We start from the raw sequence: 24,275 nt of genomic DNA, 5'->3' as shown, positions 1-24,275 counted from the left end.
CCTTTGAGCTCAATTCATGATTACTTATTTACCACCAATTTATTCGCCATGCGCTTCGCTTGTGGACCATAAAACCAAAAGGTAATTAAATATAATGGGATCGCCAGCATCAAAATCATAATTACACTGAGACTTAAGAAACTAGAATTTTGGACATAGAGTAAAAAGTTATGCCAAATTTCAGGGTCTTTTCTCGAAAAAAATAAAATACTTAAAAAAACACCAAGAAAGTTATAGCCCCAAAAGATCAACGTAAAACCTAATGTGAATTTTTTACGTTCTTGATCCGAAGGTGCACGTTGTTGTTGATCAATAAACTTATATAAAACAACAATCATCGCTATTAAATATGGAAGTGCTGTGACTATTCCTGCAATTGCCGAAGGCAATAACGCTGCCAAAATACCTGCAACCAGCGTTAATCCTAAGCAAAGTAAAAAGAACCATAAAAAATATTTTCTTAAAGAAACCATAACTCTCAGACGCAATAAATTCCTGTCACAAAGCATAACCGAAAATAAATCAAATATTTTTAATTTTCTTGTCAACCGAATCACAACCTTATGCGTTATATAAGGTACAAGGTCAGTAGCAACCGCGTAGTCATTGCACCGGCATCCGCAATGATACACGGTGACCTTATACCCCAATGAGACCTATAAATCATGCTTCTTGCAGAAAATTTAGTTTAGCAGCCTAAATTTGAATGACTGAAGTATTTTGGCCGACGATTTCACATCACTCGAATCGTCGGCTTTATTTTTGAACTTAATAAATTTTCTAAATATACTTTTATCCATAAAGATGAGATAACAATCAGAATAAATCCTAGTCGCAATGTATAAAGAAAAAATTAAACATAAAATTAGTCTAAAAAAACGTCTAAATTTTAAATCAGACTTTTGGGATGTATTGAATTATCCATTCACTCGCTTTCTTATCAGTATCGTATTAGTTTGCTATTGCTTTGTTTTTATTAAAGCATTTATTAATCATCAATTTCACATACCGCTTACAATCATCAGTTTACTCTGTGGTGTTTTTTATCAAAGTTATCAAATCATTAGAAACAAAGAAAAAATCTTAATTTATTCAATTTTAAGCCTATTTTTGAGTGCACTTTCATTTATTTCTATACAGAGTAATAGCTCGAATCCATTAATAATTTGGGTCTATTTCTATCTTGGTGCTTACTTAATAGTTTTTTCTCTAGAGCATCATCAGAGTTCACCACACCTTTTAGTGAAGGGCTTAGTTTTTTATTCGCACTTGGAATTTGCTATTGGTTTTTCGAAAAACAGATGCTTGGTGTTGATACAGTATTATCGACATTCATCACAATAATCTTGTTAATATTTTTACTCTATTCGATTTTACATGCCTTTTTGAAATTAAGCATCATCATTTAAGCCGTTTTCTGCTGAGTTTCTTTACTTGTTGTTCAATTTTAATTTTGTCTATTGATCAAATTATAGAACTTTATTCACAGGGCGATATTACATCTGAGCATCGTTGGGTTGAGCGTTTAATTTTATTATTTCGATATTTTTACTCGGTTTATCGTCTTTATATCTTTTTCAAAACTTAATGCTGCTTCTCAGCTATTTTCCCAATAAATACACGCGTTCTTATTTTTCAGATGTCAAACAAAATACGCTGATCCATATCAAACGTTTTTCAGAAGATCAAATTTCTAAAACAGAAGCTTGGTTTGCACTCATTTTTACGGTTTCAGTCTATTCTTTAAATTATATCTATCAAATAATTCCCATCAATATGAGTATTTGGCTAAGCATTCTATTGGTACCCTTAGTCATCCAATCTTTTTTTCATCATAAAGTAGATCAATCGTTAACAGCAGCTAAACTGCATGCATCCTCTTCTCATAAGCAAATCTCGATCAACTCGAGAATCAAAAATAGAAAAAAGAGAAAAAGACGAAAAAAGAGTAAATCGAATAAAAAATAGCGATTAAAAGCTGTCTTATAGAGATGTTAAAAATTTCGATGTTTTAAAGTCCGATATTGGATAAGATGACAATTGAGATGTTTTGGGGTTCGGTAATGGCAGTGCGTTTTTTTCATACTTCAGATTGGCATTTGGGGCAATTTTTTCACAATCATGATCGTGACTATGAACACACACAATTTTTAAATTGGCTACTTGCGCAAATTCAACAAAAACAACCGAATGCCCTGCTGATTGCCGGTGATATTTTTGATGTGGTCAATCCTGCATCATCTGCTCAAAAACAGTTATACCAGTTTCTCACCGATGCCCATGCCATTGCCCCGCATATGCAAACCTTAATGATCGCAGGTAATCATGATTCCGGTTACCGCATTGAACAGGTTGAACCTTTTCTAGCGAAATTCAATGCCAAAGCGGTCGGTATTATTGGCAAACAGGATGGTGAATTTGATCTCGATCGTTTGTTGGTACCTATTTATGATGCTGATAAAAATATCGTTGCTTGGTGCTTAACCCTGCCTTATTTACGCAGTGCCGAAATTACAGGCTTTAATGAAAATACCACCAACAGCCAAAATGCGATTGCCTATTTACACCAACAACTTATTGCGGAAGCTAAAGCGCGTAAACAACCCAATCAAGCCTTAATTTTGATGTCACATGCCCATATGCAAGGCGGTGAAACCTCAGATTCCGAACGTCCAATTGTGATTGGTAACGAAGAGGCTTTATCCACTGCATTATTTGATGATGTGATTGATTATGTGGCACTCGGTCATTTGCATAAACCGCAAAAAGTTGGACAGGAACATATTCGCTACAGTGGCTCACCTATTCCACTGTCTTTTAGTGAACGCAACTATAAACATCAAGTGGTTGAAGTCACCATTGACCCCGAAGCTGATGAACAAAATCATTTTCAATATCAAGCGCACGTTATTCCACGTACCTTGGATTTGATTCGAATTAGTGAACCCTTGTCTGAATTAATCACTACGGTACATGCCCTGCCAAAAGGCGAAATTGACAATCTCAATGCACGACATTTTCTAGAGATTGAATATACGACAGATGCCCCACCGCCTGTAGACTTACGTCAGCAGATTGAACTGGCACTGCCACCAAATCGTTATCGTTTACTGCGTATAGCTCGAGTTTATCAAAAAGCAACGGAGCAAAACGATGAAAGTCACAAAGTCGATTTAGCGCCTCCCACCCCTGAAAAATTATTTTTAAGCTTGTGGAAAAAAATGGGCTATGAGCAGGATGAATCGGTGAAGCGTGATTTCTTAACTTTGCTTGAAGCGGCACAACACGATTTGGATCAAAAAGCGCACTAAGGACAGGTCATGAAAATTATTCGACTCAGTTTAAACAACTTGGCCTCTTTAGCCGGTGAACAACATATCCATTTTGAACAAGCGCCATTGGCTCAGGCAGGTCTGATTGCCATTACTGGTAAAACAGGTGCAGGAAAATCGACGCTGCTCGATGCCATGTGTTTAGCTTTGTACGATGAAATCCCACGTTTACGTGGCGCAGCTGGCAGCATGAAAGATGTAGGCGGTAAAGACATTTCAATTAAAGATTCGAAGAATATTCTGCGTCGTGGTACCACCGCTGGTTTTGCTGAACTTGAATTTCTTGCCCTTGATGGTAAACGCTATTTGGCGCGGTGGGACATTAGCCGTGCGCGTAAAAAAGTTGATGGCAATTTAAAAGTCGAGCGCTTTGTTCAATGTTTAGATGATGGCGCGACCTTAACGCAAAAAATCTCGGAAGTGACGCCACTGATTGAAAAGCTGATTGGTCTCAGTTTTGAGCAATTTACCCGTGCAGTCCTGTTAGCACAGTCTGAAGTCGGTGCATTTTTAAAAGCCAAAGACCATGAACGTGCAGACTTACTCGAATATTTAACCAATTCGCAAATTTTTAGTGAAGTCAGTAAAAAAGCCGCTGATAAATTTAGTGAAATTAAACAGCAACGTACTGATTTAGAAAAGCAACTCGGTCATATTGATATTCTGAGTGAAGAACAACTTGCAGCCTTAAATCAACAACATCAGCAGTTAAAACAACAACTCGTACATTTGGCACAATCAGAAAAGCTGCTTGAAAATGAACGTAAATGGTATCTTGAGCGTGATCAATTGTATGCTGAAGTCCATGGCAAAAAAGAGATTTATGAAGTTCAGCTTGATGCCGTAAATAAATCCGCAGCACAACAACAATTGCTACAACAGCTTGATGCATTTCAAGCCATTCGTGAACAATATGTACAGCGTGCACGTTTAGAACCACAAAAACTTGAGGTGCAACAAAAACAACTGGCCTTTCAAGCTGAGTTTGTCTCTTTACAACAACAAGCTACTACTGAACAACAGCGCTTAAAAGCCTATGAACATGCCCAAGCGCAATTTGAGCAGCAACGTTTGGATATTAAGCCTCATCTTGAACAAGGCTTAAAGTTGGATCATGACATTCACAGTATTTCTGAACAGTATAAAAAACTCAGTGCAGATAAAGATCAGCTTGTTCTCAATGAATTAGAACAGTCAAAACATGCTGTGGAACAACAAAAAACCAGCGTATTGGCTTGGCAAAACAAACAGCAACAAATCAACTTTGAGTTAACCCAAAGCCAATTTTTACAATGCTTTGACCAAGAACCACAAAGTACTTTGCAGGCGCTACAACACTATGTAGAGCAATATCAGTTGCTTCATCAACAAGAGCCAGAACTATTACAACAATCCTTCGCAACTTTAGAACAACAACAGCAAACCGTTGTACAACGTCTGCAAAGCTATGTGGCTCAACATGAAAGTCTTGACGCTTTGACACAATCGCTGAAAAACATCCAACAACAGCGTGAACAGCACCAAAGCACGGTATTACGACTGCAACATCAACAGCAGCAGCTTGAGCAAGTCATCAACCATGTCAGTGAAATACAAACTCTGACAGGCTCAATCGCTGAACAACAAAAGCAACTGCAGATTATTCAACAGACCCTTGAAAAACGCTTGAGCGAAAAAGCCACACAAGAAGCCGCCTATACCCAGCTACAAAGCATCTTGGAGGCACAGCGTCTATTGCATAGCGAAAACGTGCAGCATTTACGTGAACAGCTCAAAGCCAATCAACCGTGTATGGTCTGTGGGAGCCATGAACATCCGTTTTTACAAAGTCAGCAACGCTTAGAACAAGGTTTATTGCAACTACACGAGCAGCAATTACAGGAGGCTCGTCAACAACTGGAACAGTTCAATCGTGAGGTACAGCAAGCCCAGATTGAGCAATCCAAAGTACAGACCTTACTTGAACAACAACAACAACGTGTGCAACAGCTGACGCAGTCGACTCAGCAACAGATCGTGCATATTCAAGCAGCATTACAACAACTGGGTTTAGATCTCGACACGGCAGACCCGATTCAGTTACAGCAGCGCATAATGCAGCAGATCGAAACACTGCAATCGCATATCGAACAACAACAGGCACAAGAACAACAACTTGGTCAATTGCTTGAGCAATGGCGTAAGGAGCAACAGCAACAACAGCAATTACAATTGAATATTCAACGTCGTGTGCAACTTGATCAAGGTATTCAACCCATTGTGCAGTTACTGCCTGCTCGCTATCAGCAAGACATGCCAATACATTGGGTTGCTGAATTACAACAGCAGCTACAGCAACGTGTTGCATTGCTCACCATGCAAAAACAGGTAGAGACATCACTGCTGCAAGCACAGCAGGAACTTGAAAAAATGACGCTGCGCTTTGAAGCAGCGCAAAAGCACGAACAACACCTGACTCACCAGATTGAACAACTGATTGAGCAAGGCAAAATGTTACGCTCGAAACTTGCGGAACTGACCCAAGACTATGCCGGTCAAAGCTACCGTTATGCTGCGGATTGGCAAAAACATTTAGAGGAAACTGCTGTCGCCCATGCCAATGAGGTTCATGCACAACGCAGTAAAACTGCACATGCTGAACAACAGCTGAATGCAGCCAATTTACAACAGCAGCAGTTGCTCAGTGATTTACATCATATTGAACAGGCATTACAGCAAGTACAACAGGCTATTCAGCAATGGCAACTGAGCCATCCGACCGTGACCACAGATCAAATCACAACATGGTTAAGCATTGATTTAGCCCAACATCAACAAATACGCCATGAGTTAAATACGCAGCGACAACTTTTAGAGAATGCCAAAACCGCTTGGCAAGTTTTAGAAGAACGTTATCAAGCCCATTTAAAACATCAGCCTGAACATGATCTCAGCATGCTCGAGCAGCGACTTGCGAACTTGCAAACGGAAAAGCTCGCTCAACAAGAAGCACTCACCGATACAGAAACTCAGTTACGTATGAATGCTGCCAATCAAGCCAACTATGCTAAGTATCAAAGCCAAATAGAACAAATCAAGGCGGAAGAATATCGTTGGGGACGTATCTACGATTTGATTGGGCATAAGGAAGGCACCAAGTTTAAAAAGATTGCTCAAGAGCATCATTTAGATATTTTGGTGGAATATGCCAATCAGCAATTACAGCCGCTTGCGCCACGTTATCAGTTGCATCGTATTCCTGACAGTTTAAGTTTGGCCATTATTGACCTAGATATGAACAGCGAAGTTCGACCTGTGTTGTCCTTATCAGGTGGTGAAACTTTCTTAGTGTCTTTAGCCCTTGCTTTAGCGATTGCTAACATGGCATCAGGTTCAATGAAACTTGAATCACTGTTTATTGATGAAGGCTTTGGCACGCTCGATCCTGCATCACTACATATGGTGATGAATGCCTTAGATCATTTACAAAGTCAGGGACGTAAAGTGGTGTTGATCTCGCATGTACAGGAAATGCATGAACGCATTCCAGTACAGATTCAGGTCAAACCTGTAGGTGCAGGTGCCAGTACCATTAATATTGTCGGTTAATGATTAATGATAAAAAGTTGAAGCCGTCAAATGACGGCTTTAATCTAAGCCAGTTTTCTTAAAGTTAAAATTTGCTCAGCTCGTCCAAAAGGTCCATTCAGATCATGAAGAATAGATGAAGTTAACCCGATACCGTCATCACCATATTGTTGCACTGTTTCCAGACCTAGCCACTTACCTATTGGCATACGATAGAGATGTATCTGTAAATCTAAATTTGGAAAAGTATAGTTAAACGGCCAACCTTGTCGTGTGACAATTCCATTCGCTGTATCGACCATTCCCATCAACTTCACAAAGTCTGAATGTATTTGTCCTTCAACCATGTCATAAGGATTGGTTAGCCATACAATGCCCTTGCCTGCCCGTCGATCTAAACGGCGTGCCTCAAGTGATTGAATATAGCCTCCAGGCCAGTTTCTAATTTCTTCCCATAAGATCCCCTCGTCAGGATCAGCAACTTTTTGATCTTCTAATCCTGCGACTGCCTGAGTATCACTCATCATCATTCGCCAAGTACGTGCCTGAATACAGCTTTTACCATGTGCAGACATGGTCGACTCGATCAATTCAATGGTTTTTCCAGGTCGAATAATTCGAGTTTCAATTTGAAACTCCCCAGCGGGTATCAGGCCCAAAATATCTAAACTTATACGTCCAATCCGTAGGTCAGACCGAGCAGAAAAGTGATCCAACTCTGCACAAATAATCCCTGTTGCGGGCGCCATATGCTGTTCGTGCGCATTCCATGCACCTTGAGCATGTATAGTCGACTTATACTTAGCCAGTACTGATCCATCATCACACACTTTTCGTTCTAAAAGCTGATAATACGAACTCATCCAATTCTTCCCTGTTTTATGATTATGTGAAATATATTGGTTTATTTTTATACACAAAAAGTTGTATTTACAATGACAGCGACTGAACCCGAAAGTTCAGTGCAGACTGAATCCAATCATTTTGAGTAATCTCGCGCCCCAAATAAGGCCGTCCCTATGCGAACCATAGTCGATCCAGCGCTAATCGCATCTTGTAAATCACCCGACATTCCCATACTCAAGGTATCCCAATCAGAAGGATGTGCATGATGCTCTTTCATCTGATCAAAAAGTGTCTTGGCATCATAGAGTGCATCTACATTGCCAGGTGCTGGAATGACCATTAATCCTCGTAATCGAAGTCGAGGTAATATGCTCATTTGAGCAACCAGATCTTCGACCTCTGAAACTGCACAACCATCTTTGCTTTCTTGAGCATCAATATTCACTTGAAGACAAATATTGATAGGCTCCTGTTCGATTGTGCGTTGATTAGAGAGTCGCTCTGCGATAATAAAGCGATCAACCCCATGCACCCATGCAAATTGTTCAGCCAACTGTTTGGTTTTATTGCGTTGTACATGACCAATAAAATGCCATTCGATGTCTAAATCATTCAGCGCTTTGATTTTATTTAATGCTTCTTGCAGGTAATTCTCACCAAATGCTCGTTGACCAGTCTGATACATTTCTCTCAAAATATCCGCTGGATGCGTTTTGGAAACAGCAAGGAGTTTAACCTCGTTAGATTGTCGTTGAGCAACTTCACAGGCTTGTTCAATTTGTTGAATGACACTATTTCTCGCTTGCTCTAGACTCATCATGTATAGCTATCTCAGTTAATTCATCTTTTTTTACTTTCTTGCACGCTAACTGTTGGTTAAGCTGTAGGAAAGCCTTATTATTCTATCAAAATAATTACGATTTTAATGCGTTCGGGGAATTTATGGATATTACAGAATTACTGGCATTTTCAGTGAAAAACGGGGCGTCTGACTTGCACCTTTCTGCAGGAATGCCACCGATGATTCGTGTTGATGGTGAAGTTCGTCGTATTAACTTACCAGCCTTAGAACACAAAGAAGTACACCGCTTAATCTACGACATCATGAATGATAAACAACGTCGCGATTATGAAGAAAAATTAGAAACCGATTTCTCATTTGAAGTACCTGGTGTAGCACGCTTCCGTGTCAACGCATTCAACCAAAATCGTGGCGCTGGCGCGGTATTCCGTACCATTCCTTCTCAAGTGATTTCTATGGAAGACTTGGGCATGGGGCAAATTTTCAAAGACATTTGCGCCTATCCACGAGGAATTGTTTTGGTCACAGGACCAACGGGTTCAGGTAAATCGACTACGCTTGCGGCGATGATGGATTACATTAACGACAACCGTTACGACCATATTTTAACCGTCGAAGATCCAATTGAATTTGTGCACCAATCCAAAAAGTGTTTGATTAACCAGCGAGAAGTGCATCGTGACACACATGGTTTTAATGAAGCGCTACGCTCTGCACTGCGTGAAGATCCAGATATTATTCTCGTCGGTGAAATGCGTGACCTCGAAACCATTCGACTTGCACTCACTGCTGCGGAAACTGGTCACTTGGTGTTTGGAACACTGCATACCACATCTGCCGCAAAAACAATTGACCGTATTATCGACGTGTTTCCTGCCGATGAGAAAGACATGGTTCGTGCCATGCTTTCTGAATCGCTTCAAGCCGTCATCTCTCAAACACTTTTGAAGAAAACAGGTGGCGGTCGGGTAGCTGCTCACGAAATTATGATTGGAATTCCAGCGATTCGAAATCTCATCCGTGAGAACAAAGTTGCACAAATGTATTCTGCAATACAAACCGGTGCAAATTATGGCATGACCACTCTCGATCAAAGTCTCAAAAATCTTGTCGCGAAAGGCATTATTACCCCGCAAGTTGCACGTACTGCGGCTAAACAACCAGAATCATTTTTATAAAAAAGTGAACGTCATTTGATTTAGGGGAATCAAAATGGATTTTAATGACCTGCTCGACATGATGATTGCGCGCAAGGCTTCAGATTTATTTATCAGTGCAGATATTGAACCATCAATGAAAATTAATGGTGAAATTGTGCCTGTAGTTAAAACAAAACTCACTGGTGAAATCATAGGTCAATTGATTCACTCGATTATGAGTGAAAGACAACGAATTGAATTTGCTGCAACACACGAATGTAATTTTGCTATTGCCAATCGTGATAAAACTGCACGTTTTCGTGTCAGTGCTTTTCAGCAACGTGATCAACCTGGCATGGTCTTACGTCGGATTGAAACTGTCATTCCAAGTATTGATGAGCTGAAACTACCGCCCGTACTTAAAGATTTAGCAATGACTAAGCGCGGGATCATCTTATTTGTAGGTGCTACTGGTACAGGTAAATCGACTTCGCTTGCAGCAATGATCGGTCATCGTAATCAAAATTCTAAAGGTCATATTATTACCATTGAAGACCCAATCGAATTTATTCATCAACATCAAGGCTGTATCATTACTCAACGTGAAGTTGGCATTGATACAGACTCCTTTGAAATTGCACTGAAAAACACACTCCGTCAAGCACCTGATGTTATTCTTATTGGTGAGATCCGCTCACGTGAAACCATGAACTATGCGATTAGTTTCGCTGAAACAGGACATTTAGTATTTGCGACCTTACATGCCAATAATGCTAACCAAGCCTTAGATCGTATTATTCATTTCTTTGAGACAGATCGTCACAGCCAACTGTTTATGGACCTCTCACTGAATTTGAAGGCAATCATTGCACAACAGTTAATTGCGACTCCTGATAAAAAATCACGTCATCCCGCAATTGAAATCTTAATCAATTCTCCACTGATTTCAGACTTGGTGCGTAAAGGCGAAGTTCATGAAATTAAGGAAGTCATGAAGCGTTCCCGTGAAATTGGAATGCAGACGTTTGATCAAGCGCTATTTGACTTATATAAAGCTGAGAAAATCACTTATGACGAAGCATTGCGTCATGCTGACTCTGCCAACGATTTACGCTTACAAATCAAACTCTCTGAAGAAGATCCAAACTATCTGTTGAATTCTGGCCCCCGCCTCACTTTTGATGGTCAAGATGATTAATCAATAGTGAATAAAAAAGGAGCAATCATTGCTCCTTTTTTACTTTAATCAAGATTTATTTTTTACGGTATGCTTCTTGGCATTCAGGCGCATCGCAATAACCATATAAATTCAAAGAGTGACCTGTTAAAACAAAACCAAGTTGTTCAGCAACATTATGTTGTTCTTGTTCAATCAAATCATTGTGGAATTCAACAACTTTGTTGCAGTTCTGGCAGACCATATGATCGTGGTGATCATCTTGCATGATTTCGAATACAGAGTGATTATTCTCAAAATGATGACGTTGGATAATACCAGCAGCTTCAAACTGAGTTAACACACGATATACAGTTGCTAGACCGACATCTTCGCCTTGCTCAAGTAAGGTCTTATAGATATCTTCCGCGCTCAAATGATGCTGTCTTGAATTTTCTAATAATTCCAAAATCTTGATTCGTGGAAGGGTAACTTTAAGTCCAGCTTTGCGTAAATCTTGATTTGAAATAGGCATATAAAAAGGTCTCTCAACAAATTTTAAGTTGGAATATGCAACAGAGTTGAGATGCAGTATGATCTATCCTTGGATCAATTGCATCATAATTAATTTGGGATAGTGTAGCAAAATGCAAAAAATCATGCTGACGTTATTCGTCGCTTCTTTACTGGGTGGTTGTTCTGTCTTTGGTGTATACAAAGTTGATATTCCTCAAGGAACACCATTAACCCAAGCGCAAGCTTCAAAAATTCAAGTCGGGATGACTTACCAACAAGTTCGTTTTTTACTTGGTAGCCCAACCATTTCAGATCCTTTGAATCCTTTACGTTGGGATTACATCTACAATTATACCCCAGGTACATATGCTAAAAAAGCAAATATTCCTGCAACTCAAGGTCAGCATCTAAAAGTATATTTCGATGGTTCTGGCGTCGTGAATAAAATCGAAGGTTTAGAAACTATCCCAGAAACTCAACCTGGTTTACCAGGTTCGAAAGATGCGATTTTGAACGCGCCACCACTATAAAGAATTAGACATAAAAGAAAACCCCTCAAAGAGGGGTTTTTCATATCATTTCAATTGTTTAAAGCGATTGCCACGACAATAGCGCCCAACTGGATTCGCTGCCGCTCGCTTACGGCGTATATCTTTTGGATTAATCTTTAATGCCCGATAGATTTCCACCCGATCACCTGCTTGCAAAACATGCGATTGATCTTGTACTTTCGTCCCAAAAATTCCAACAGCATACTCGTCTGGCAACTGCGTACACGACGCGATACCACTTTGTGTAATAGCATCCGCAACAGACATGCCTTCCACAAATTCAAGTTCAATGTGAAACTGCTGGTCTACAGCAGCATAAGCAACCCAAACTTTTGCATTTTGGATCATGGTAACAATTGACCTAAGTAAGAAATCATTGCAGCCACAATTGCTAAAGGTGTCACAATACGTACAGCCACACGCCAGATATTATAAAAAGCTTCATTACTAAAATTCAGCGCTTTACGTAAATGACTAATTTTCATGATCCAACCCACGAAAATTGCATAGATTAAACAAATGCTTAATCCCCAAAGCATTAAAATCGGAGTTAAAAATAGATCGGCTTCAGGGAATACCCAAATTAAAAGTGGTGCAAGCAATAAAAAATATTGCACCGCTTGTGCTAATCCACGATGTGCGAGTTGTTCCTTCCCAAGTTCCAGGAGTAAAGCTACTGCAAATATTGTCGCGATTAAAACGATATATGCTGGAATTGCAGCACTAATTGCAAAATATCCAAATCCAGCCACAGCCACCAGTTGCGCTAGCCAAATCGGTAAAGTTTTTGGCGTTGCAGCATCTTGTTTCTCTTGATTGAGATTTGTCTGCCAATATAATCCAAGCCCGAGACCTGAAGCTACTAAAGCGAGAATAGTTGCATTACCCCACTCTTTAAACTCAACAGGAGTCAGCTGCCAATCATTGACTTGGACACCAAAAACCTGAGCCGCGATTAAACTTGCAATCGTTGCAATCGCAGTAAGTACAACCAATACAGAACGTTGAAGAAATGATAAACCAAATGCAATGAATGCTGCGATACCCATCAAAATATTTGAACCAATACCAAAATCATTTTGTTGTGCTACAGCATTAGAAGTATTAAGTAATATACCGCCTGCTAAGAATGGAATAAAAATAACAGCAAGCCAGCCCACTACTCTCCAACGTTGGTTTGCATCGGCTTCACGGGTCAATTTTGATAATGCGTTCAGCGCTGAAGTTTGAGCTCGTTTCGCCAATCCAATTTCTAAATAAATAATTGGCAACGCTAAAAACAACATCGTTGCAAACCAAAGTAACCAAAAATCGAGTTGTCGATCAATTTGCAAGCCTAAGCTTGGTGCTAGACCCACAATAATGATAAATGACAAACAAAATGCCATCAGCGGCGATAACCATCGTGACATAGCGGTGTCCTGCATGAGGTATTCCATTAAAAAGTTTTACGCTATTTTGCCTAGCTCAATCATTAAAATCAAAGTCTAGCGTAAAAAAATAAGTGTAGATCTTAGCCACTTCAAATTAAATTTTTAATATTGATCCGCGCGAGTAACACGCTTCAAGCTTGGGTCACGGGCTTCTCTGACCAATCGCTCAACGTGAGTTATGGTACGTAATGTTGGCTTACCATCCTGAAATAAAATCATTTCGCCGGGCGTATATGCAAACCAAGCTTCATTATCTGTTAATGGTTCTGTCGTAATCACAGCCACACGATCTTCAGGTGTCGTGACCTGACTAAAATCGACCTCAACATCAATATCAATTAATCGTGCAGGTTGAAATGGATATTCGCGAACAATCCAGTGTAATTTTGTGGTCGCATAACTATACAAAGCCTGCCCATTTGATAAACAAAAATTGAATGTCCCATGCTCTGCTATTGTTGGTGAAATTTCTTCTAATGCATGAAAGACATCGTGGACACTTGGCTCTACATAACCAAACTTTTGTACGAGATGTTCTAATAAATAGCAAAATGCAAGCTCACTATCTGTATTACCTACTGGTGTGAACTGTCCCGACAACCTTGGATGAAAATTATGCAGATCGCCATTATGCGCGAAAATCCATTGTCTCCCCCACAATTCACGAATAAATGGATGAGAATTTTCTAAAGTAATTTTTCCCTGTGTTGCTTTACGAATATGGGCAATGACATTACGGGATTTAATCGGGTAATTACGAACGAATTCTGCAATTGGAGACTCGACTGCAGATTGGTTATCAACAAATAAGCGGCATGCCTTATCCTCAAAGAAAGCGATGCCAAAACCATCTGAATGATCTGACGTTATTCCAGCGCGCTGAGAAAAACCACGAAAAGAAAACGTAATATCCGTAGGGGTGGCACAATTCATTCCAAGTAGTTGGCACATAATCTTTCATTTTGCTTTAGTTATCAGTTTTATTGTGCATCAGCCTTATAGATGTTGCAAATATGAATATAGTAATTGAATATGTTTTATACGGGATATATGGGACATAAAACGATTATTCTTATCAAACAAAAAAAGCCACCGAAGTGACTTTTTATTATGTGATTATGAATTAGTGCGCCGACTTAGAACGATTGGTAATCAATGTTCCAACACCGTGATCCGTAAAAATTTCCAACAAAGTCGCATGTGGAACACGACCATCCACAATATGCGCGCTCACTACACCACCTTTCACCGCATCAAGCGCACATCCCACTTTCGGAATCATACCGCCGTAGATCACACCTGTATCGATCAAGCGATCGACTTCTTGTGTTGTTAGTCCAGTGAGTAGGTTTTTATTCTCATCCAATACACCACTGATATTCGTAAGAAGAATTAACTTTTCTGCACCCAAAGCTTCAGCAACTTTACCAGCAACTAAATCTGCATTGATATTGTAAGTATTACCTTCCTCATCAACACCGAGTGGCGCAATCACTGGAATAAAATCACTTTGAGTGAACATTTCCAGAACGTCAGTTTTTACACCGACCACTTCACCCACTAACCCAAGATCAATTTGTTGAACAGATCCATCCTCTTGGGTTTTTTCCATCAACAACTTTTGAGCACGAATTAAGTTACCGTCTTTACCCGTTAATCCAATTGCACGACCACCATGTTGATTGATCAAATTCACAATAGACTTATTTACACTTCCGCCCAACACCATTTCTACAACTTCCATAGTTGCAGGATCAGTTACACGCATTCCATCAATACGGTCTGATTCACGCCCAAGTTGTTTCAAAAATGAATCGACTTGAGGACCACCACCATGCACCACAACCGGATTAAGACCAACTGTTTTCAGAAGCACGATATCACGGGCAAACGAACTTTCTAATGCAGGATCAGTCATTGCATTGCCGCCATATTTCACTACAAGTGTTTTACCTGTAAATCTTTGGATGTATGGCAAAGCTTCTGTCAAAATTTGAGCTTTGTCGATGCCAGTTTGTTGGTGTGGCATTCGCCTCTCCTTCATTCCTACATTAGTGTGCATTCAAAATACTTTGAGCAAGCACAGGATATTTATCATTTAAAATTTTTACAAAATGCTGGCGAATTTCATAAAGTTTCGATGGGCTATCTGCATCAAACCGCACCGTGAAGTATTCACCAGTATTTGATGCTCGAATAATGCCAAATCCGTAGTCAAAATCAAGGCGAATACCATCGATTTTACTCATTTTAGCCCCAGTACTTTTACAATTCTGCTCTATCAAGGCTAAGACGTCTTGCGGATTTGCATCTTGAGTTTCAATGTAGGTATCTTCAGTACCAAAGCGATCTGGAAATTGGGCGAGATATTCAGATAGCGTGATATTGAGTTGACTCAATGCCTCCATGACCCGTAATGCTGCATAGATACCATCATCGTAACCAAAACCACGACCATCATTGAAAACATAATGACCCGCATATTCTCCCCCAAAAACAGCTCGACCTTTGGACTGGGAAATATAACGGCGCATGAAACTGCTGCCAGTACGAATCATTTTTGCGATGCCTTGTAATTGTTCAATGGTTTTTGACACCATCGTTGAACATTTTACGTCATAAACAATTTCATGATGTGGATGCTGAGTTAAACACAATGATGCGAATAATGCCAACAAGCGATCAGCAGACACAATGTGAGCATTCTCATCCAGAATGACGGCACGATCACCATCACCATCGAGAGCAATCCCTAAATCCGCCTGATGCAACAAAATTTTTTCTTTTAACTGCGTCAAATGCTTCGCTTGTGAAGGGTCAGGAGGATGATCTGGAAACTCTCCATTTTCACAACAACGTATTGAAATGACTTCGCATCCCATTTTTTGTAGTACTAAATCAGCACAACGCCCAGCGGCACCATGCATACCATCTAATACAACCTTGAGTGGACGCTTTAATTGAATATCCTTGAGCAAAGCATGCTGATAAGCCAAGCAATATTCTGATTTAATCTGATGTGTCAGTTGAGGTGGCGTTGGAAAGTGATCATGTTGAAAATAGAAACCTTCTGCATACTCCCCAACATTTTGAATCATGTCTGGACAAGGTGGTTCGTATTCAATAATCCATTTAATCCCATTATCATGTTTAGGGTTATGACTCGCGGTCACCATGATGCCATTGCCATTTTTATGTCGAGCAGCAAAATACATTTGTGGGGTTGAACAACATCCAATGTTCTCGACATTCATCCCTTGGTTTTTGAAGACTGATTCAATAATCCAAGCAAAAGTAGGCCCAGTCAATCGAGCATCGTAACCTAGCACAATACTTTTCTGGCCACGTGATTGATACTGAGCAGCGAGCCCATGCGCAATCGCATAAATTGTTCTTGTATCCAATTGACTGACTTTTCCGCGAATATCATAAGCGCGGAAAATTTGTCTTGGAAAAATAAGTGGTTGGGTATTCATTCTTAATTAACACCGTTGACTGCTGAGTCAGAACAGCGTGATGAGAGTTGATCCAAATAAATTTTGAATATATTGAGTAATAGAAAATATCGTTATTCTTTATATAACGTGTACCAATTTCAATTTATATAATCTTTGTTAATATTTTGCAACATATAAATAAAAGCCTGATTTTACAGGCTTTTATCCAAAATACTATTGTTTTCCAGTGTGTCCGAATCCACCAGCTCCTCGCTCACTTGCCTTGAATTCGTCAACTAAATCAAATTCAGCTTGTAAAACAGGAACCAATACGTATTGAGCCAATCGCTCACCCGGCTCTAATGTAAATGCATTTTGACTGCGGTTCCAAACTGAAACCATTAATTCACCTTGATAATCTGAATCAATTAGACCGACGAGATTTCCTAATACAATCCCGTGTTTATGACCTAAGCCAGAACGAGGCAAAATCAAACCCGCATAACTTGGGTCTTCGATATAAATTGCCATACCTGTTTTAACTAAAACAGTCTGACCAGGCTCAATAGTGATCGCTTCATCTACACATGCACGTAAATCTAAACCTGCCGATCCTGTTGTTGCATAAGTAGGTAATGGCCATTCTTGACCAAGTCGTTGGTCGAGTACTTTCACTTGAACTTTCATATTCAATCCTGTTTTAAAATGTAATTAACGTTTGAGTAAAGCTTTCAGATTTCGCAGATAATGCTGTGCCTGTAATTTTGGATCGATATTTTCAGCCAATTTCTTTTTTCGACCTAGCCAATCGACTTCATCTTGTGGCAATTCATCCAAGAAGCGACTTGGTGTCATTTGTTTCATCTGACCGCCATTTTTACGCTGTTCTGCAAGCGTCAAAGTCAGACCTTGTTTGGCACGGGTAATACCAACGTACATCAGTCGACGTTCTTCTTCGATGGTATCAGCCACAATTGAATTCTTGTGCGGAAGCAACTCTTCCTCAAGCCCCATAATATAAACGAATGGGAATTCCAGGCCTTTAGAAGCATGCAAAGTCAGTAAGTTTACTTTATCGATATCTTCATCTTCTTGCTGTTGCTCCAACATATCCAGCAACACCATCTTACGAATGACACTTTCGATATTTTTTTCATCGACATCTTCAGCACGATTGATCAAACTTTGAATACTGCTATAAAGCACTTCAATATTGTCAATTTTAGTTTTTTCTTGTGCTGGCGTCGCTGCCGTTTCTTTGATGTAGTCGATATATCCTACCTCAACCATCATTTGGCGGACTTTAGGCACAGGTTCATCATCATCTAACAGTTCACGCGTAAAACCTTCGATAAAATCAGCAAACTCAGCCAATTGAGATGTCGCCTTCTTCGGTAATACCATACTTAGGCGCTGATCATTCGCGGCACCTAGTAGAGAAAGATTATTCTCTTGCGCAAATAAACCTAGTTTTTCTAAAGTCACAGGTCCTATGGCGCGTTTAGGTGTGTTGATAATCCGTAAGAAAGCACTGTCATCTTCAGGATTAATAATGAGACGTAGATAGCTCATAATATCCTTGATTTCAGCACGACCAAAGAACGACTGACCACCAGAAAGTTTGTAAGGAATCTGCATCTGACGAAGTTGTGTTTCTAAAACACGTGCTTGGAAGTTTCCACGGTATAACACGGCGTAATCTTTCCAATTTTTGCCATTCATCAATTTATGAGTCAGCAAATCTTTAACAACACGTTCCGCTTCATCATCATCATTACGACAAGTAATAATACGGATCACCTCACCATGTCCTTTATCACTCCACAATTTTTTATCAAAAATATGTGGGTTATTCTCAATCACATGGTTTGCAGCTTTTAAAATACGACTGGTTGAACGATAGTTTTGCTCAAGCTTAATGACTTTTAAATTGGGGAAATCTTCCTTCAATAAGGCCATATTTTCTGGCTTTGCCCCCCGCCAAGCATAAATTGATTGGTCATCATCCCCTACAGCCGTAAATTGTCCCATGACACCAACAAGCAGTTTGACCAAGATATATTGGGCGGTATTGGTATCTTGATATTCATCTACCAATAAATAACGTACACGGTTTTGCCATTTATCACGGACTTCAGCATTTTCTTGAAGAAGGCGTGTCGGCATTACGATTAAATCGTCAAAATCGACCGCATTATAGGCACGTAAATTACGCTCATAAAGTTGATAGAGATGCGCAAATTGAACATCTTCAGCCGTTTCACAAGTCGTATGTGCTTGCTCAGGCAAAATTAGATCGTTTTTCCAATCTGAGATCATCTTCATCGCTTTTGCGATCAGCTCTTTACTTTCTGCACCAGACAAATTATCTCGGTGCATTAAATCCATTAAAATACGCTTACAGTCATCAGCATCTAAAATGGAAAAGTTTGCTTTAAGTGGCGTATGTTTTAATTCTAGTCTTAATAAATTCAAACCAAAGGTGTGAAAGGTAGAAACAGATAAACCCTTTCCATCCTCTTTACCAAGCAATTTACCGACACGCTCTTTCATCTCTCGTGCAGCTTTGTTGGTAAAAGTCATCGCAGTAATACGATGTGCTGGTATACCGCATTTTTTGACTAAATATGCAATTTTCTGTGTGATTACAGAGGTCTTACCTGAGCCTGCCCCAGCAAGTACTAACAAGGGTCCTTGAGTGTATTTCATGGCTTCAAGTTGCTTGTCGTTCAAATGACTGGCTGATGACATATTCTTTCCTCTTTTCCTTCAGCGCTCGATTATAGTCATCTGCTTCGAATATGACTAACGTTAAATTTAATGAAGGTATATTTGAATAAATTTCAGACATAAAAAAACCACCCGAAGGTGGCTTTTTTCAGATCATGTATTATTGAACTGCGTAAACAGCAATCTCTACACGACGGTTTTGTTCTTTACCTGCTGCAGTTGTGTTATCAGCAATTGGGTTTGAAGAACCTAAACCTTGAGCATTAATACGTGCTGTAGAAACACCCTTAGATGCTAAATAGCTAGCGACAGATTGAGCACGTGCTTGTGACAATGGGATGTTAATCGCATCATTACCTGAACTATCAGTATAACCAGTTACAAGGATACCGCTCTTGTTGTCTTCAGTTAAAACTTGTGCAACACGGTTTAAAGTGTCATAGAAGTTTGGCTTGATATTTGATTTATTTGTATCAAACGTGATAGCACCTGGCATTACTAAGTTAATAGAGCCATCTGGATTACGGTTTACATCAATACCTGTACCAGCAGTTGCTTGGCGTAATTTTTTCTCTTTATTGTCGAGATATACGCCTGCAGCACCACCTAATACAGCACCAATCGCTGCTGCACGGTTATTTTGACGGCTAGTGTTCGCATTACCTTTAGAAACACCGTAACCAGCTGCTGCACCAATTAAAGCACCCAATGCAGTTTTGTCATACTCGACGCCACCAATATTGTTACCAGTTGTTTGACAACCAGAAAGTACCATTGCCCCAACCACTGCAGCTGAAATAGCTAATGCACGCATGGGATGACTCCTTTTATATGTTTTTGTATGTGATGAATAATGATTTGTTAGAAACAATTTAACCATTACTATTTTGTTAATAATAAACAGTTTATTAACAATATGTAATCTTTTGTAGCATCTTTCGTTAATGCTTCATCATATTTTATACATAGTTAAGAAAACGGGCTTTGTGATTTGAGCGACTCGATTTATAGTGTTTTAAAAATTTCAATCACATGCAATCACTTTTTAGGACTGTGCAATGGCAGCAGAGAAGCAGAAACAACCTATTTTAAAAAAAATTTCTAAGGGTTTAACCGTAGGTTCTGTGATCACAGGAAGTACATTTTTTCGTGGCCCACCTATTCTTGCATTAGGTTTGACTAAACTCGTAAAAAAATCATCAAAAATCGATGAAACCAATATCAATATCGCCAATGGTTGGATTGGTACGAATAACTGGCTCATTGAAAAAGTTCTCCCTGAGCTTAAATGGCACATCACGATTGATGAAGATCTAGATCTCAATCTACAAGGTCGTTACATCATGACCTGTAATCACCAAAGCTGGGTGGATACAACTGTTACTCAATATTTTGGTCTTAAACGTATGCCGCTCACACGTTTTTTTACGAAATGGGAACTCATTTTTATTCCTTTTGTTGGGCAAGCATTCAAGATCCTTGGTTTTCCTATGATGAAACGTCATACCAAAGCGCAAATCGAAAAAAATCCTGCGCTGAAATATCGTGATATGGAAGAAGCGCGTAAATCGTGTGAACAACTGCTCAGCCAACCTTTTACATTATTAAATTATTTAGAAGGTACACGCTATACCCCTGAAAAACACGCCCAACAAAAATCTCCGTATAAAAATTTACTTAGGCCCAAAGCAGGTGGTTTAGCACTTGCCCTAAATATTCTAGGAAGTGAAATTGATGCGCTAGTCGATATGACCATTGTCTATCCAGATGGTGTGCCAGGTTATGGAGATTTTTGGTTAGGAGAAGTTTCTCAAATCGCCGTGAATTTAAGAAAAATTGAAATTCCTGCTTGGGTGCATGGCGGCAATTATGAGGATGATGCCGACTATCGCGCTCGTTTCCAAAAATGGGTTGATGAGCTTTGGACAGAAAAAGATCAGTTAATTACACAGTTAAAACAACAGCTTCAAACTGAATCTGTAAATTAAGCTGTCCTCAGAATGTATTGCATATGACAGAACGCATGACTAATTCTCGAAAAACTTTCCGTCCACAGCGTCACGATACGTTATTTTGGAAGATGTTCCTGATTTATGACATCTTTATGATGCTCATTATTTTAGTCAATTTGTTTTGTCTATGTGCCAATGCATTTTTAATGAGTAATTTTGGCTCATGGGTATTTGACACGGTTCAATTACCTCAAATTCTGGAGTTTTATAAATCCGAGCTTCACCCATGGGTCATCATTACTGAAAGTTGGTTTATCACATTTTTAATTGTTGAACTCGCTGTAAGATGGCTGATTGCAATCGTCAATAAACATCATCAGCGTTGGTTTTTCTTTCCCTTCATTCATTGGTATGAAATATTAGCTATTATCCCTTACCTTCGCTTTTTACGTTTAATTCGCGTCGGAGTGATTGCCTATAGACTGCATGAGCTAGGCTATAAAGTCATACCTAATAAATGGTTCAGACGTCTTAATTTTTACTATAACGTGATCATGGAAGAGCTCTCTGATCGTGTGGTGATTACTGTCATTGATAGTGTAAAAAAAGAGTTAGACACTAGCTCAACCCATAAAAAAATCATTCATGATCTGGTGAATCACCATCGAGACATGTTTGCCACGACATTAGCGCAAGTCTTACAAGAATCTTTAGCAACCGAATTAAAACTTCAAAAAGATAATATCTCGCAAGGCGTTGGTCACATTGTCATTAAAGCAATTGAAGACACACCAGAGCTAACACAGCTCTTAAAGCTGATTCCATTGGTGGGTGGTCGTATAGAACAGCAAATCCACAACATTGGTCAACGATTAGGTGAAAATATTACCGACGGTTTAGTTGAACCTTTTATTTCTGGAACCATTGATAAACCGAATGCGCATTATCAACTCATTGCTGAAAAAATTAGCCAGCTCAATATTGATAATCATGCATTAGAACAACTCGTTGAATCTGTCGTTTATGAAAGTCTTGAGTCTTTAAGAAAACAGGTGGCAGTAAAACAATGGCAAATAGAGTTATCAAAAAACAATCAAGTCAAGGAATGATCATTTCTCTATTAATTTAATATATCCGCTAGAGAATTCTTGAGAATTGAACTAGCATTTGCACAATTAACAATTTTTACTTCGATTATAAAGCGCGAAGCAAGCAAGGAATGAATATGGCAGATATTCGGATTACCGGTAGAATGGTGAATTTTACCCGAATTACCTTTGACACCAATGATCATAATGTTATCCGCCAACAATTAAGTGCCATGATGAGTGAAACCTCTTATGAAGGTGCGCTTGTCATTCTAGACACAACCGTTGAACAAGAACTCATTGGACTCATTCAATTGGTCATCAGTTTAGGGTTACAGCCAATGGCTGTCGTTGATGGTTTAATGGGTGATGAAGCACGTGCGATCCAATTCCCAGTTCTTGCGGCTGATCGTCCTTTGCAGCGCATCAAAGCAACAAAAGAACAAGTGGTAGAAGCTCCAGCAAATACCCCTGAAGCTGAGAAGGCTCCAACACACATAGCTCCTGCAACCACACATAAAACTTCGTATCACAATGAAGTGCTTAGAACAGGACAATGTCTGGTACAAGATCACGGCGATATTATTTTAACTGCTGGAATTAATAGTGGCTCTGAAATCATCGCTTCAGGAAATATACATATTTATGGCTCTGCTCGTGGTAGAGTCATCGCCGGCGCCGGTGGCAATACAGCAGCACGAATTTTCTGTCATGTTTTAGAAGCTGAATTAGTATCTATCGCAGGAACATATTGTGTTGCAGATGATATTCCACCACATATGCTAAAAAAGTCAGTACATATCTATTTAAATGATGCTCAAGAGCTTGTCTTTGAAGCACTCGAATTTTAATGTATAACTAAACATGAGAACCCCTATAGTATTGGGGATAAACATAACAGGAGTGGATTCGGTGGCGAAAATTGTTGTCGTAACATCAGGTAAAGGTGGCGTAGGTAAAACAACTACCAGTGCATCTTTTGCAACAGGTTTAGCCCTTCGTGGCCACAAAACTGTTGTAATCGATTTTGACGTAGGTTTACGTAACCTCGACCTTATCATGGGTTGTGAGCGTCGTGTTGTTTATGATTTTGTGAATGTATTAAATAACGAAGCGAGATTACAACAAGCACTTATTCGCGATAAAGAAATCGAAAATCTATATATTTTACCTGCATCACAAACCCGTGATAAAGATGCGTTAACCGATGAAGGTGTTGCACGTGTTATGGACGAACTTTCTCAAGAGTTCGACTACATCATTTGTGACTCTCCTGCAGGAATTGAACGTGGTGCGATTTTAGCAATGTACCATGCTGATGAAGCAATCATTGTAACGAACCCTGAAATTTCATCTGTCCGAGATTCCGACCGTATTATTGGTATGTTGGACAGTAAAACGAAGAAAGTAGAAAATAACGAAGGTCGTATTCGTAAGCATCTTTGTATCACACGCTTCAACCCTGAACGTGCTGATAAGCAAGAAATGTTAACAGTCGATGATATTTCTAAAGATATCCTTCGCGTGCCAACGCTCGGTGTAATTCCTGAATGTAAAAGCGTGTTACAAGCTTCGAATGAAGGTAAGCCTGTTATTCTTTATACTGAAGAAGCAGCTGGACAAGCTTATGACGATCTTGTTGCACGCTTCCTTGGTGAAGAACGTCCATATCGTCACATCTCTGTGAAGCCGAAAGGCTGGTTAGCACGTTTATTTGGAGCATAAA

Annotated in this window: 21 protein-coding genes; 9 read left to right on the top strand and 12 right to left on the bottom strand. The window is 39.5% G+C overall.

Annotation, left to right across the window (positions count from 1 at the left end; translation table 11 throughout):
- Positions 1-20: 20 nt before the first annotated feature.
- Positions 21-473 carry an ABZJ_00895 family protein gene (locus tag AC1M9N_RS12885; protein WP_481954877.1) on the bottom strand — a complete coding sequence of 151 codons (453 nt, stop codon included), beginning with the start codon at positions 471-473 and terminating at the stop codon, positions 21-23.
- A gap of 1,590 nt (positions 474-2,063) precedes the next feature.
- Here AC1M9N_RS12885 and AC1M9N_RS12880 point away from each other — a divergent pair.
- Together AC1M9N_RS12880 and AC1M9N_RS12875 are read left to right on the top strand one after the other, a co-directional pair.
- Positions 2,064-3,311, top strand: a complete 1,248-nt coding sequence (locus tag AC1M9N_RS12880; protein ID WP_481954860.1) for an exonuclease SbcCD subunit D — start codon at positions 2,064-2,066, stop codon at positions 3,309-3,311.
- A gap of 9 nt (positions 3,312-3,320) precedes the next feature.
- The gene (locus AC1M9N_RS12875; protein ID WP_481954859.1) at positions 3,321-6,920 is read left to right on the top strand and encodes an AAA family ATPase; all 3,600 of its coding nucleotides are present in this window, start codon (positions 3,321-3,323) and stop codon (positions 6,918-6,920) included.
- 44 nt (positions 6,921-6,964) lie between these two features.
- Here AC1M9N_RS12875 and AC1M9N_RS12870 read toward each other — a convergent pair whose 3' ends face one another.
- The gene (locus AC1M9N_RS12870; RefSeq protein WP_180028750.1) at positions 6,965-7,762 is read right to left on the bottom strand and encodes a thioesterase family protein; all 798 of its coding nucleotides are present in this window, start codon (positions 7,760-7,762) and stop codon (positions 6,965-6,967) included.
- Positions 7,763-7,878: 116 nt separating this feature from the next.
- On the bottom strand, positions 7,879-8,565 hold the full coding sequence (locus AC1M9N_RS12865; protein WP_481954858.1) for a YggS family pyridoxal phosphate-dependent enzyme: 687 nt from the start codon (positions 8,563-8,565) through the stop codon (positions 7,879-7,881).
- A 122-nt stretch (positions 8,566-8,687) separates the two neighbouring features.
- Here AC1M9N_RS12865 and AC1M9N_RS12860 point away from each other — a divergent pair, with 122 nt between their 5' ends.
- Positions 8,688-9,725, top strand: a complete 1,038-nt coding sequence (locus AC1M9N_RS12860) for a type IV pilus twitching motility protein PilT (RefSeq protein WP_092768204.1) — start codon at positions 8,688-8,690, stop codon at positions 9,723-9,725.
- Positions 9,726-9,759: 34 nt separating this feature from the next.
- Complete coding sequence (locus tag AC1M9N_RS12855; RefSeq protein ID WP_481587875.1) at positions 9,760-10,884, top strand: PilT/PilU family type 4a pilus ATPase; 1,125 nt, start codon at positions 9,760-9,762, stop codon at positions 10,882-10,884.
- Between the two features lie 55 nt (positions 10,885-10,939).
- On the opposite strand, the gene fur is transcribed toward AC1M9N_RS12855, so the two are convergent.
- Positions 10,940-11,377: a ferric iron uptake transcriptional regulator gene (gene fur, locus AC1M9N_RS12850; protein WP_035267453.1), complete on the bottom strand. Its 438-nt coding sequence runs from the start codon at positions 11,375-11,377 to the stop codon at positions 10,940-10,942.
- A 112-nt stretch (positions 11,378-11,489) separates the two neighbouring features.
- Here fur and AC1M9N_RS12845 point away from each other — a divergent pair, with 112 nt between their 5' ends.
- Entirely contained in the window at positions 11,490-11,888 is a 399-nt protein-coding gene (locus tag AC1M9N_RS12845) for an outer membrane protein assembly factor BamE (protein ID WP_092768200.1), read from the top strand.
- Positions 11,889-11,933: 45 nt separating this feature from the next.
- On the opposite strand, the gene AC1M9N_RS12840 is transcribed toward AC1M9N_RS12845, so the two are convergent.
- The 8 genes from AC1M9N_RS12840 to AC1M9N_RS12805 form a co-directional block, all read right to left on the bottom strand.
- Positions 11,934-12,257, bottom strand: a complete 324-nt coding sequence (locus tag AC1M9N_RS12840) for an RnfH family protein (protein ID WP_481954857.1) — start codon at positions 12,255-12,257, stop codon at positions 11,934-11,936.
- On the bottom strand, positions 12,254-13,336 hold the full coding sequence (locus AC1M9N_RS12835; protein WP_481954856.1) for a hypothetical protein: 1,083 nt from the start codon (positions 13,334-13,336) through the stop codon (positions 12,254-12,256). Before AC1M9N_RS12835 ends, AC1M9N_RS12840 begins: the two co-directional genes overlap by 4 nt.
- Positions 13,337-13,444: 108 nt before the next feature.
- Complete coding sequence (locus AC1M9N_RS12830) at positions 13,445-14,293, bottom strand: class II glutamine amidotransferase (RefSeq protein WP_035267429.1); 849 nt, start codon at positions 14,291-14,293, stop codon at positions 13,445-13,447.
- A gap of 172 nt (positions 14,294-14,465) precedes the next feature.
- A complete protein-coding gene (gene argB / locus AC1M9N_RS12825) occupies positions 14,466-15,371 on the bottom strand; it encodes an acetylglutamate kinase (protein ID WP_481587878.1) in 906 nt (301 codons plus the stop codon).
- 22 nt (positions 15,372-15,393) lie between these two features.
- A complete protein-coding gene (locus AC1M9N_RS12820) occupies positions 15,394-16,818 on the bottom strand; it encodes a phosphomannomutase/phosphoglucomutase (RefSeq protein ID WP_481952426.1) in 1,425 nt (474 codons plus the stop codon).
- Between the two features lie 195 nt (positions 16,819-17,013).
- Positions 17,014-17,466: a dUTP diphosphatase gene (dut, locus tag AC1M9N_RS12815; RefSeq protein WP_035267418.1), complete on the bottom strand. Its 453-nt coding sequence runs from the start codon at positions 17,464-17,466 to the stop codon at positions 17,014-17,016.
- A gap of 24 nt (positions 17,467-17,490) precedes the next feature.
- A complete protein-coding gene (locus tag AC1M9N_RS12810) occupies positions 17,491-19,530 on the bottom strand; it encodes a UvrD-helicase domain-containing protein (protein WP_481954855.1) in 2,040 nt (679 codons plus the stop codon).
- Between the two features lie 139 nt (positions 19,531-19,669).
- Positions 19,670-20,323, bottom strand: coding sequence for a YiaD family glycine zipper/OmpA-like lipoprotein (locus AC1M9N_RS12805; RefSeq protein WP_092768184.1), 654 nt, complete (start codon positions 20,321-20,323; stop codon positions 19,670-19,672).
- 244 nt (positions 20,324-20,567) lie between these two features.
- Here AC1M9N_RS12805 and AC1M9N_RS12800 point away from each other — a divergent pair, with 244 nt between their 5' ends.
- From AC1M9N_RS12800 to minD, 4 genes are all read left to right on the top strand, one after another.
- Positions 20,568-21,497 carry an acyltransferase gene (locus tag AC1M9N_RS12800; RefSeq protein ID WP_481591899.1) on the top strand — a complete coding sequence of 310 codons (930 nt, stop codon included), beginning with the start codon at positions 20,568-20,570 and terminating at the stop codon, positions 21,495-21,497.
- A 35-nt stretch (positions 21,498-21,532) separates the two neighbouring features.
- Positions 21,533-22,570 carry a preprotein translocase subunit SecA gene (locus tag AC1M9N_RS12795; RefSeq protein ID WP_416202018.1) on the top strand — a complete coding sequence of 346 codons (1,038 nt, stop codon included), beginning with the start codon at positions 21,533-21,535 and terminating at the stop codon, positions 22,568-22,570.
- Between the two features lie 116 nt (positions 22,571-22,686).
- The gene (gene minC, locus AC1M9N_RS12790; protein WP_481587882.1) at positions 22,687-23,400 is read left to right on the top strand and encodes a septum site-determining protein MinC; all 714 of its coding nucleotides are present in this window, start codon (positions 22,687-22,689) and stop codon (positions 23,398-23,400) included.
- Between the two features lie 61 nt (positions 23,401-23,461).
- Positions 23,462-24,274 (top strand): septum site-determining protein MinD, encoded by an 813-nt coding sequence (gene minD, locus AC1M9N_RS12785; protein WP_035267390.1) that lies wholly within the window; start codon positions 23,462-23,464, stop codon positions 24,272-24,274.
- Position 24,275 lies beyond the last annotated feature (1 nt).

Source organism: Acinetobacter sp. ANC_7655, from assembly GCF_056784015.1.
The sequence above is the reverse complement of the archived record's forward strand: the minus strand, read 5'-3'. Positions and strand labels throughout refer to the sequence as shown.

Bases quoted from the DNA above. Each gene is read 5' to 3' on its own strand.
- AC1M9N_RS12820 (WP_481952426.1), bottom strand. From the start codon at position 16,818: ATGAATACCCAACCACTTATTTTTCCAAGACAAATTTTCCGCGCTTAT.
- AC1M9N_RS12875 (WP_481954859.1), top strand. From the start codon at position 3,321: ATGAAAATTATTCGACTCAGTTTAAACAACTTGGCCTCTTTAGCCGGT.
- AC1M9N_RS12800 (WP_481591899.1), top strand. From the start codon at position 20,568: ATGGCAGCAGAGAAGCAGAAACAACCTATTTTAAAAAAAATTTCTAAG.
- AC1M9N_RS12805 (WP_092768184.1), bottom strand. From the start codon at position 20,323: ATGCGTGCATTAGCTATTTCAGCTGCAGTGGTTGGGGCAATGGTACTT.
- AC1M9N_RS12830 (WP_035267429.1), bottom strand. From the start codon at position 14,293: ATGTGCCAACTACTTGGAATGAATTGTGCCACCCCTACGGATATTACG.
- AC1M9N_RS12795 (WP_416202018.1), top strand. From the start codon at position 21,533: ATGACTAATTCTCGAAAAACTTTCCGTCCACAGCGTCACGATACGTTA.
- AC1M9N_RS12835 (WP_481954856.1), bottom strand. From the start codon at position 13,336: ATGCAGGACACCGCTATGTCACGATGGTTATCGCCGCTGATGGCATTT.
- AC1M9N_RS12880 (WP_481954860.1), top strand. From the start codon at position 2,064: ATGGCAGTGCGTTTTTTTCATACTTCAGATTGGCATTTGGGGCAATTT.
- fur (WP_035267453.1), bottom strand. From the start codon at position 11,377: ATGCCTATTTCAAATCAAGATTTACGCAAAGCTGGACTTAAAGTTACC.
- AC1M9N_RS12865 (WP_481954858.1), bottom strand. From the start codon at position 8,565: ATGATGAGTCTAGAGCAAGCGAGAAATAGTGTCATTCAACAAATTGAA.
- AC1M9N_RS12870 (WP_180028750.1), bottom strand. From the start codon at position 7,762: ATGAGTTCGTATTATCAGCTTTTAGAACGAAAAGTGTGTGATGATGGA.
- AC1M9N_RS12810 (WP_481954855.1), bottom strand. From the start codon at position 19,530: ATGTCATCAGCCAGTCATTTGAACGACAAGCAACTTGAAGCCATGAAA.
- AC1M9N_RS12860 (WP_092768204.1), top strand. From the start codon at position 8,688: ATGGATATTACAGAATTACTGGCATTTTCAGTGAAAAACGGGGCGTCT.
- AC1M9N_RS12885 (WP_481954877.1), bottom strand. From the start codon at position 473: ATGGTTTCTTTAAGAAAATATTTTTTATGGTTCTTTTTACTTTGCTTA.
- minC (WP_481587882.1), top strand. From the start codon at position 22,687: ATGGCAGATATTCGGATTACCGGTAGAATGGTGAATTTTACCCGAATT.
- AC1M9N_RS12845 (WP_092768200.1), top strand. From the start codon at position 11,490: ATGCAAAAAATCATGCTGACGTTATTCGTCGCTTCTTTACTGGGTGGT.
- argB (WP_481587878.1), bottom strand. From the start codon at position 15,371: ATGCCACACCAACAAACTGGCATCGACAAAGCTCAAATTTTGACAGAA.
- AC1M9N_RS12840 (WP_481954857.1), bottom strand. From the start codon at position 12,257: ATGATCCAAAATGCAAAAGTTTGGGTTGCTTATGCTGCTGTAGACCAG.
- AC1M9N_RS12855 (WP_481587875.1), top strand. From the start codon at position 9,760: ATGGATTTTAATGACCTGCTCGACATGATGATTGCGCGCAAGGCTTCA.
- dut (WP_035267418.1), bottom strand. From the start codon at position 17,466: ATGAAAGTTCAAGTGAAAGTACTCGACCAACGACTTGGTCAAGAATGG.